At 69.3% G+C, this 6,872-nt stretch carries 2 protein-coding genes and 2 pseudogenes; 2 read left to right on the forward strand and 2 right to left on the reverse strand.

The features are described from left to right. The first annotated feature begins 40 nt into the window (after positions 1-40). Positions 41-1,386 (forward strand): annotated as a pseudogene (locus AC08OX_RS13200) (aminotransferase class I/II-fold pyridoxal phosphate-dependent enzyme). A gap of 115 nt (positions 1,387-1,501) precedes the next feature. Here AC08OX_RS13200 and aat read toward each other — a convergent pair. Together aat and AC08OX_RS13210 are read right to left on the reverse strand one after the other, a co-directional pair. Then, positions 1,502-2,422: a leucyl/phenylalanyl-tRNA--protein transferase gene (gene aat, locus AC08OX_RS13205; RefSeq protein ID WP_476608093.1), complete on the reverse strand. Its 921-nt coding sequence runs from the start codon at positions 2,420-2,422 to the stop codon at positions 1,502-1,504. Continuing rightward, a pseudogene (locus AC08OX_RS13210) lies at positions 2,413-4,793 on the reverse strand (putative bifunctional diguanylate cyclase/phosphodiesterase). The gene aat and the pseudogene AC08OX_RS13210 overlap by 10 nt, the downstream one beginning before the upstream one ends. A gap of 603 nt (positions 4,794-5,396) precedes the next feature. Between AC08OX_RS13210 and AC08OX_RS13215 the strand changes: the two are divergent. Further along, the gene (locus AC08OX_RS13215; RefSeq protein ID WP_476608094.1) at positions 5,397-6,281 is read left to right on the forward strand and encodes an LLM class F420-dependent oxidoreductase; all 885 of its coding nucleotides are present in this window, start codon (positions 5,397-5,399) and stop codon (positions 6,279-6,281) included. Positions 6,282-6,872 lie beyond the last annotated feature (591 nt).

A 6,872-nucleotide genomic window follows, 5' to 3' on the forward strand; every position in this document is an offset into this window, starting at 1 on the left:
GGTTAAACGACAAGCCCAGGGCATGGGCTAGGCCGCGGGGATGTCGCAGACCTACGAAAGTCCCGACTTGCCTTCGTCTCCCGTCTCGGCGTTATCGCCGGCCTGGCGACACGTTCTTGATCAGCCTATGGGTATGCGGGCCGAACTGGACCGCCTGCGCCGCCACGCGCCCTTTTACGACGCGACGGTGGACGAGATCGACGGCCGCCGGATACGGATCGATGATCATTGGCTCACCGATTTCGCGTCGTGCAACTACCTTGGCCTCGATCTCGACCGGGAGATCATCGAGGTGGTCCCGGAGTACCTGGACCGCTGGGGCACCCACCCGAGCTGGTCGAGGCTGATCGCCAGCCCGCGGATGTACGACGACATCGAGCACACGCTCGCAGCTCTCCTCGGTGCCGAGGACGCGCTGCTGCTCCCGACCATCACCCACATCCAGCTGTCGGTGCTGCCCGCCCTCGTGGGCAAGGGGACCCTCTTCGTCGAGGTGCACGCCCATCAGACGGCACATGACGGCGCGGTCGTGGCCGCGGCCCATGGCGCCGCCGTGGCGCGCTTCCGCGAGGACCGGCTCGACCGGCTGGAACGCCGGCTGCGGACGAGCCCCCACCCCCGGGTGGTGTGCGTCGACGGCGTCCACAGCATGACCGGAAACGGCCCGCCGCTCGCCGAGCTCGCGGCGCTCACCCGTGCGCACGACGCCCTGCTCTACGTCGACGACGCCCACGGGTTCGGTGTCGTCGGCGAGCGTGATCCCGCCGCGTCGAGCCCCTACGGCAGCCGCGGCAACGGAATCGTCCGCCATCTCGGCGAGACCTACGACGATCTCGTCCTGGTCGGCGGTTTCTCGAAGGCGTACTCGTCGCTGCTCGCCTTCGTCGCCTGCCCCACGGAGGTGAAGGAGTATCTGAAGTCCACCGCGGGCCCGTACGTCTTCTCCGGCCCGTCGCCGGTGGCGTCCCTGGCGACCGGGCTGGTCGGGCTGCGGGTCAACGCGGAACGCGGGGACGCCATCCGGGCCCGGCTGCACCGCCTGACCAGCCGGTTCCTCGAGGGCCTGCGCGGGCTCGGTCTGTTCACGCTCAACGCCAGCGGCTTCCCGATCATAGAGATTCCCCTGGTCGACGCCGCGCAGGCCGAGCCGTTGGGCCGGTTCCTGTTCGAACGGGGATCTTCGCGAGTGTGGTGCCGTTCCCGGTCGTTCCCCGTGAGCAGGTAGGGGTGCGCATCCAGGTCACCGCGGCCAACACCAACGCCGAGATCGATCATCTGCTGGCCGTCCTGGCCGTCCTGGCCGTCCTGGCCGTCCTGGCCGTCCTGGCCGAGGCGGTCGAGCGGTTTCCCCTGGTGTCGGTCCCGCAGGCCCGCGCCGGCGACTGAACCCCACCTCGCCGAGACAGGCTCCTACCGGGGTCCCCGCATTGCGCCGGAGGCGCCCGACGGTTCTCCCAGGAACCTCGCCGGGGGCGAGGTGACGGAGACCCCGGACGGCGCCCTAGGCCAGGGGTCCCCGCATGGCGCCGGAGGCGCCATGCGGGGCAAGGCGGGCGACCGGATGCCGGTCCCGGTCGAGGCGGACGTCGGCATCCCGGACGCGGGCCAGAACGGCGAGGAAATCGGCCCGTGGAATCTCCACCGCACCCAGGTCGATCAGATGCGGGGTCGCGATCTGCACGTCCAGCAGTACCCCGCCGGCCGCGGTGAACCGGGCGTCGAAGTCGGCCAGAGCCACCTTGGAGGCGTCGGTCCGGGTGCGGAACATCGATTCACCGACGAACACGCCGCCGACGCCCACTCCATACATGCCGCCGACCAGCTCGTCGCCCTCCCAGACCTCGATGCTGTGTGCCCAGCCCAGGGCGTGCAGCTCGGCGTAGCCCTCGACCAGTTGGGGAGTGATCCATTCGGAGGTACCGCCGCGGCGGCAGCCGCGGACGACGTCGACGAAGCGCTCGTCGACGGTGGTGGTCCACCCGCAGTTACGCAGCCGCTTGCGCAGTGTCCGGTTGACCCGCAGCCGGCCGATCGGCATCACGGCCCGGGGGTCGGGGCTCCACCAGGGCAGGTCCAGCCCACCGGGACGGTGCGGGGGCAGATGGGGGATGCGTCGGGCGGCCACCGCCGCCCGCAGGATCTCGCGCAGCCACCCCCCGCCCCCGCGGGTCCCACTGCTCGCGTCGTCGCTGTCGTCCCCGTGGGCCTCGTCGTCCCCGTGGGCCTCGTCGTCCTCATGGACCTTGCCGCCGTCGGCCTCGTTCGCCGGCCAGGGGAAGGCGCCGGCCCGGTAGGCGCCGATCAACGTCGCCGGATCCAGCTCACCGCCGACGGCGACCGGGGCTTGGCGGGGGCTGCTCAGCAGCGAGAACCCGTCCCATACGGTGGGGCCGAGATCGCGGGGCGGCGCCGTCAGCGCCACGACTTGACCGCCGGCGTCCGATCCGGGGCGACTGGGGCGTTCAGCACGGCACTCTCCATCGTCGGGGAGAGATCGCCGGGACATTCCTCCGTCCGGCCGATCGTCTCCGGATCGATCATGCCAGCCGACGGCGCCCGTCGCCGCAGTTGTTCGGTCACCTGCTCAGATGGGCCCGGATGGCCGAGGAAGTAGCCCTGAGCCAGGTCGCAGCCGAAATCCCGCAGCATCCGCATCGCTCCAGCGGTCTCCACGCCCTCGACGACGATGCGCAGGCCGAGCGCGTGGGCGAGCCCGACCGTCGAACGGACGATCGCCTCGGCCCGGCCATCGACCTCCATGCGCTGGATGAATGACTTGTCCAGCTTCAGCACGTCAACGGGCAGCTCCCAGAGCCTGGCCAGGGAGGAGTACCCGGTGCCGTAGTCGTCGACGGCGATTCCGATCCCCAGGTCGCGCAGCTCCCCGAGTACGGCGGCCGTGCGGACCCGGTCGAGCATCAACGTGGTCTCGGTGATCTCCAGCTCGAGTGCCGTCGGGCTCAGCCCGAAGCCGGAGAGCATGCCGCTGACCTGTTCGGGAAAGCCACGGTCCAGCAGGTCCGAGGCGGACAGGTTCACCGCCACCGCTACGTCGAATCCGGCGGAGTGCCACTGCCGGCACTGGCCCAGGGCGGTCTCAGCACCTCGATGGTCAGCATCCGGATGAAACCGGCCTGTTCGGCCAGGGGGACGAATTCCTCTGGCCCGAGCAGGCCGCGGCTGGGATGCCGCCAGCGGACCAGGGCCTCCACGGCATTTGCCTGCCCGGAATCGAGGTCGACCTTGACCTGGTGGTGCACCTCCAGCTGGCCGGTGCCGAGCGCCGCGCGCAGGGACTCGATCATGTCGAGGCGGACGAGGCTGTTCACGTCGGAGCCGGGACGGTAGGACTCCACGCCGGTGCGGCCCGACTTCGCGGCATACATGGCCACGTCCGCACGCTGCAACAGGATGTGGGCGTCCTCGGCGTGGTCGGGGTACACGGCGGCGCCGATGCTCGCGCCGACGTGCAGGGTCACCCCGCCGACGTCGAAGGGATCGCCGAGCACGGCCAGCACCCGGTCGGCGACGCGTTTCGCGGCCTCGATGTCCGCGTGTTCGAGCAGGACCGCGAACTCGTCGCCGCCCAGGCGGGCATGCAGGTCGCCGGGACGCAGGGCGTCGGAGATACGGGTTCCGACCTGCGCCAGTAGCGCGTCGCCCACCTGATGCCCCAGCGAGTCGTTGATCTCCTTGAACCGGTCAAGGTCCAGCAGGAGGAGGGCGAAGGTGCCCACCCCGGTGGCGCGCTGCTCGGCCTTCGTCAGCCGTTCGATGAAGCCACGCCGGTTTGCCAGGCCCGTCAGCTCGTCAGTGCGGGCCAGCACCTTGCTTTCGGCGAGCTGCTGGACCTCGATGAAGGTGAACGCGGCGCGGGCCAGGGCCGTCAGCACCGTGGCCGCGGCGAGTCCGACGGTGACCTTTGGCAGCTGGACCGTGGCGCCGAGGACGAGCAGACCGAGCGCGATCACGGTGAGCACCAGTGGGACCGCGATGACGCCCCAGCCGGACATCTTGGCCGGTGGGTGCCAGCGCGGTCGCAGCCAGGCGGCCAGGGCCGGCATGAGCACCGAGAACAGCCACAGCGTGCCGAGGAGGCCGGACCCGGGGTCCTTGTCCGTGGTGACGATGACCAGCAGGAGTGAGTCGGCTATCGCGAAGCCCACCAGCCCGATGCCCAGCAGCCACCACAGCCGGCCGGGATGCCAGCCCAGTAGGCTGAACACCGTGACGATCAGCAGGATCAGCAGCAGGTCGGCGAGCGGATAGATCAGGTTCGCCGTCATCGTCCACGCGCTGTAGCGCGGATACGCGTTCGCCATCGCCACGCCGATGCCGCTGGTCAGCGCGGCCACGCCGAGCAGGCCGACGAGCGCGTCCATCCAGACGCTCGTGTGCAGCTGGAGCACTCTTCTGCGTAGCAGGAGGATGACGGCGACATAGCACGCTGGATAGAAGAGCAGCCAGCCGAGATCGGCCAGCGACGGCCCGAGGTCGTCGTCCTGCCGGCCGGCGACCGCCGCGTTGTAGTAGATCGTCGCGCCTCCGTAGCTGATGAGCCCGGTGCCGAGCAGGGCCCAGGGCAGGCGTTCGCCGCGGATCAACACCGCCCGCGACAGGCAGATCAGGCCCGAGCCGAGGGCGACGCCGTAACGCAGCGACCCGGTCTCGTTGCCGATGTGGGGCACGGTGACGAACGCGGAAACGGACAGGTAGACCGTGGCGACGATCAGGACGAGCTGGGCAATCCGGATCAGACGGAACCGGCACGGGGGAGGGAGAGAGGCGGTCAACCGGTCATCCCCCCGCAGAGTGGTGGAAACCTGTGCACGTGCCCGGCATCGTGCCGACGGCCATCGCCCGGTGCCGCGGCGACGACACCAGCGGCACCGACGGCCGTTTTGCCGGCCGGTTCGCCGAAAAATATGATCTTTTATGGGTGCGCCGTGGGCGGGCGATGGTGGCGACTCCCCCTCCGGCCCCTCTCCGGTGCCGCCATGGTGCCGACTCCGCAGATCCAGTAATCGACCGGCGCCGATGGCGACCGGTCCTGCGGGAGGAGTAGGGCTACCTCCGTCGAGGGAAAGGGTACGGACACCCCGGAGGTCCCGCCACCCGGGCCTCATGTGACCATCATGACGGAGGCTTGGCCGGGCATGCCTACATTCTCGTGCATCTCAGCCTCTTGTCATTTATATATCGAAATTTGTTGCGATTTGCGGGCGTGGCGTTGGGTTCGGGTGGGGTGACCGCGCGCAGGCGTGGTCGTGTCGTCGACTCATCACGTCAGGGAGTCCCGATCATGATCACCGCGGCCGGAGGCTGTCGCCGCGCGACAGATGGGAAAATATCGGCTATGTCCCGCTTTCCGCGCTGGAGGCGGGGGAGGAGCGCACATGCGGATCGGTCTGCAACTACCCGACTTCACCTCCCCGCACGGTTCCGGGCGGCTCGGGGAAGATCTGGCCGAGGTGGTCCGCGTGGCGGACACGGTCGGATTCGACTACCTGGCCGTCATGGACCACTTCTTCCAGATCGCGATGGTCGGTCCGGTCGAGAACGAGATGCTGGAGGCGTACACGACGCTGGGTTTCCTGGCCGCCCACAGCCGCCGCGCGAAGCTGCTGACCCTGGTCACCGGGACGGTCTACCGGGCGCCCGGCGCCCTGGCGAAGATCGTCACGACGCTGGACGTGCTCTCCGGCGGGCGGGCCTGGCTGGGCATCGGCGCCGCCTGGTACGAACAGGAGGCGGTCGGTCTCGGTCTGCCGTTCCCGCCGCTGGCCGAGCGGTTCGAACGGCTGGAGGAGACGCTGCAGATCTGCCTGCGGATGTGGAGCGGTGACGAGAGCCCCTTCTCTGGCCGGTACTACCAGTTGGCCCGTCCACTGAATTCGCCGCGGCCGCTGACGCGGCCGCATCCACCCATCCTGATCGGTGGGGGTGGCGAAAGGAAGACGCTGCACCTCGTGGCCCGGTACGCACAGGCGTGCAACCTCTTCCCCGGTCCCGATCTGGCGCGCAAGCTCCAGGTGCTGCGTGAACACTGCGAACGCGAGGGTCGGAACTACGACGACATCCTCAAGACCGTGGTCTTCTCCTTTGACGTCGGACCGAGGGGGGAGAATGTGGCGAGGATTCTCGACGAGCTGAACGACCTGGCCGAACTCGGTGTCCAGGCGGTTCTCGGTGGCGTGCGCGACGTCTGGCACGTCGAGCCTCTGCACATACTCGGTGAAGAGGTGATTCCGCGGGTCGCCGGGCTCGCCGAGATCTCCTGACCCAGATCTCCCGACCCAGATCTCCAGGCCGGTCCCGAAAGGGGGGCAGCTCGTTCTCGGCCAGGCCCGTGCGCGGCGCCGGACCCGGGGACCTCCCGTCAGCCCGAGCGGAGCCGCTGGTCATGAGTCCAACGCGTGCCGGCCGCGCTGACCAGGGCAGCCGGCAGGCGATTACCCGGGCAGTCCGGCGACCGGACAGGAAACGGACCTTGAGGGATGTCCAGCGCTCGATTCCGACATTGTCGCCCGTCCGCGCTGTCCGTCTGACTACTCTGCTGGTGGGAGAACTGGCGGGGCAGCGGAACGATGTCGTTGGAACTAGGTCGTCGATGTCGAACGAGAAGCACCCGGGCTGGACTCCGAGTACTCTTCGTCGCTTCCGTGAGGCCCGGGGGCCTGACGCAGGACGGGCTTGCCGAGCAGGTGCGTGGCCTCGCTGGGGGAGAAAACTTCACACCGCCCGCGGCGACCGCGGAAATGGTCCGTCGGCACGTAAGTGTTCGGTGATGTCGTGGGAGGGCTCGCCGAATGCCCGGCCGGCGTTGCCGGTCGGGTGCTGTCGGTGAGGCGAGTTAAGGCGCGGGTCCGTCG

This window comes from Frankia sp. CoBUL1, from assembly GCF_978021245.1.

What these genes read in the sequence shown, in the direction of transcription:
- AC08OX_RS13215 (WP_476608094.1), top strand. Translation starts at nt 5,397, where the DNA reads ATGCGGATCGGTCTGCAACTACCCGACTTCACCTCCCCGCACGGTTCC.